Annotated in this window: 3 protein-coding genes and 1 pseudogene; all 4 read right to left on the minus strand. The window is 33.2% G+C overall.

All coding sequences use genetic code 11. From position 1 onward, the window contains the following. Positions 1-922, minus strand: a pseudogene (locus IAE51_RS11965) (glycosyl transferase family 1); the annotation flags it as partial. Between the two features lie 39 nt (positions 923-961). After that, complete coding sequence (locus IAE51_RS11970; protein ID WP_200095647.1) at positions 962-1,285, minus strand: helix-turn-helix transcriptional regulator; 324 nt, start codon at positions 1,283-1,285, stop codon at positions 962-964. A gap of 176 nt (positions 1,286-1,461) precedes the next feature. Then, positions 1,462-1,701 (minus strand): preprotein translocase subunit SecG, encoded by a 240-nt coding sequence (gene secG, locus IAE51_RS11975; RefSeq protein ID WP_200095648.1) that lies wholly within the window; start codon positions 1,699-1,701, stop codon positions 1,462-1,464. A gap of 73 nt (positions 1,702-1,774) precedes the next feature. After that, entirely contained in the window at positions 1,775-1,957 is a 183-nt protein-coding gene (secE, locus tag IAE51_RS11980; RefSeq protein ID WP_233611081.1) for a preprotein translocase subunit SecE, read from the minus strand. Between the last annotated feature and the right edge of the window lie 533 nt (positions 1,958-2,490).

Raw genomic sequence — 2,490 nt, forward strand, 5'->3', positions numbered from 1 at the left:
GATAGCTTCTTTTTCGACTAATCTCATTGATATAGCCAACTGGAATGGTCTTAATCGCTGTTTTCTTTCTGAGTTGACTGCTCAAAATTTGATTTTGACGATCGGTTGCGACAATAATGGCCTCAAAGGAATCCGCATGTTCAAAGATATACTCGTAATTGTTATTCCAAAGAATATGACTCCCTTTAGAAAGCCCTTCATTGTAGTGTTCCGCATGAACGACTGAAAACAGTCGAACTTGATCTGCGAGTTGAGGTAAAATCCCTTCAATCACGTCTAGCGGACGATCAATAATCACCGCATCTTCTTTTTGTAATTGAAGCACCTTAAAGAAATACTGATAGAAGGCCATTTTCCCATAAAGGATTTGGTTATCAATAAAAGTCACTGAAATTTCTCTATCCGTGTAAAACTGCTCAAAGCTTTTTTCGCCTCGTAAATTGTAAAAAGACCGTCGCACCAATTGTCCATTACTGAAATGTTCAATGTTGTTCAAACTTTGATCATAATGACTCACATTAACAAGATGACCATTGACGATATAATCCACGCGATCAATGAGATCATCCTTCAACAGCCAGATTTTATAACGTTGTGTCTCCGTCACTTTAATTTCCAAACTCGTTGAGGTTTGATTCAAAATCTCATAAGCCTCTTCCGCAAACCTTTTTAAAAATAGGTCTACTGTGTAAGTATTGGCTTGCGTTGGCCGATGACTCAACACATTGTAAATCCAAAGCACTTGGTGGCGTTGATAACCTAACAAATCGGTATAGACGGCTATATTTTTGGATAAATAATTTAGAAAGATATAGTGGTCATCAAATTCAAGATTTTCAAAGAGTTCCTTTCGATACTTTTGGGCATATTCAACCCCACTTGAAGCGTAGCCAATTCCTTTATTGACGCTATAAACATTCATTCTCTCTTTTTCCTTTCAACTTCACTTCTTGCTTAGCTTTTAATGACTTTTAAAAAGTTGTTTCGATGCCCAACTTTGACAAATCGAATAGAGCTCTTTCTTCTCATTAGGTTGGAGCTCACAAAATTCATTTAGGAGCGAAACCTTCTCTGTACTATCTCGCTTTCCAATTAAGTATTGCGGGGAAACGTTAAAATAATCCGCAAGTTCCACTAGCCTTTTGCCTGAAGGGTCAATTCCATTTTTATAGTTATTGAGTGAATTTCTCGGGTAGCCTAAGTCTCGTTCCACTTGGTTGAAACTCATTCTATTAAGCTTGATTTGTTCTTTTAATCGGTCGTAAAATAAAGTTTTATCTGACATTGTAAATCCTCCTTCTTCTCTCCTGATAGTACGTGAGTCTATCTTTTTTTAATTTCTTTTTATCTGACGGTCATTTTTATTTCGTAATATTGAAACAACTCGAAACATTGACTACGGCTTAGATTTTATCTTAAGGATGAGCGAAATCCCCCACCCTATTAAGTCTCTCAATTTTCTTACTTGTTCCCCATAATCATCAAAATAATCCCTAAGACAACCCATATAACGCCTAGAGTTGCGGTTACATATTGTAATAAGTAACCTATGCCTCGCGGTTTTTGAGTTTCAAAAAGCGTGTTACTTTTATCAGTAGACAAAAGTGAAAGCGCATCTTGCTGTTTAGAGGGTTGCGATAAAATTAATAAAATAATCAAAATGTTATTAATGATGTATATATAGACCAAAGTATTGTACATTAACTGATTTCTCCTCAAATTTTCTAGTGATAAAGTGAAATATCTTGTTCTTTCACTCCTTTACGAATTGGTATCATCTCGCTAACAAGTGAATGAGAGATTGTTGTAACAACCAATTAACCCCACTTAAAAATAGAGCAAAAATGATTGCTGCAATAATAACCGCAGTTGTTTCTTTAACGACTTGTGTAAAAGAAAGCCATTTTATTTTGTTAGATTCTCTTTTGACATTTTTTGAATAGTTAATTATAAACATTGTATTTCTCCATAATATTTTGATTTCAGAATGAATTATTTTTTAATTAGTAATGGGAATTTGAAATAGATTATACATCACCTCTACTTTTACTTTTTTTATGATAGATCGTATTTATTAACCTTTTAAGTAAGGTTAGGAATAGTAAAAAGTAAAGTAGCGATAACATAACTTTCGATTCATTTATTTTACTTACAAACCGTAAGAAAATCAATACATTGTTTCCCTCAACCCTTGCTACTAAAGGCTTCATCTACTTCGAATTCTCATTTTTTTCTAATTTGTCTGTTTTTTCAAAACTATAACTTTCCTTGTACGTTAGTACTTCTATATATCCTTTTTAAAAAATACAAACTGTAACTTTAAGAATACACTTACATCGTCACTGAATATCAAAAAAAAGACTATGAAAGTCCTTTATAAGCAATTAATCGTTTTCATTACCTTATTTATAGGATTTTATCGGCTTCAAAAAATCAAAATTAAATTCCTATCTTAATGGACTTTACGGCCTGTTTAGCTTTTAAATATTA

Source organism: Lactococcus sp. S64 (genome assembly GCF_016516525.1).
Lineage (GTDB): Bacteria > Bacillota > Bacilli > Lactobacillales > Streptococcaceae > Lactococcus > Lactococcus lactis.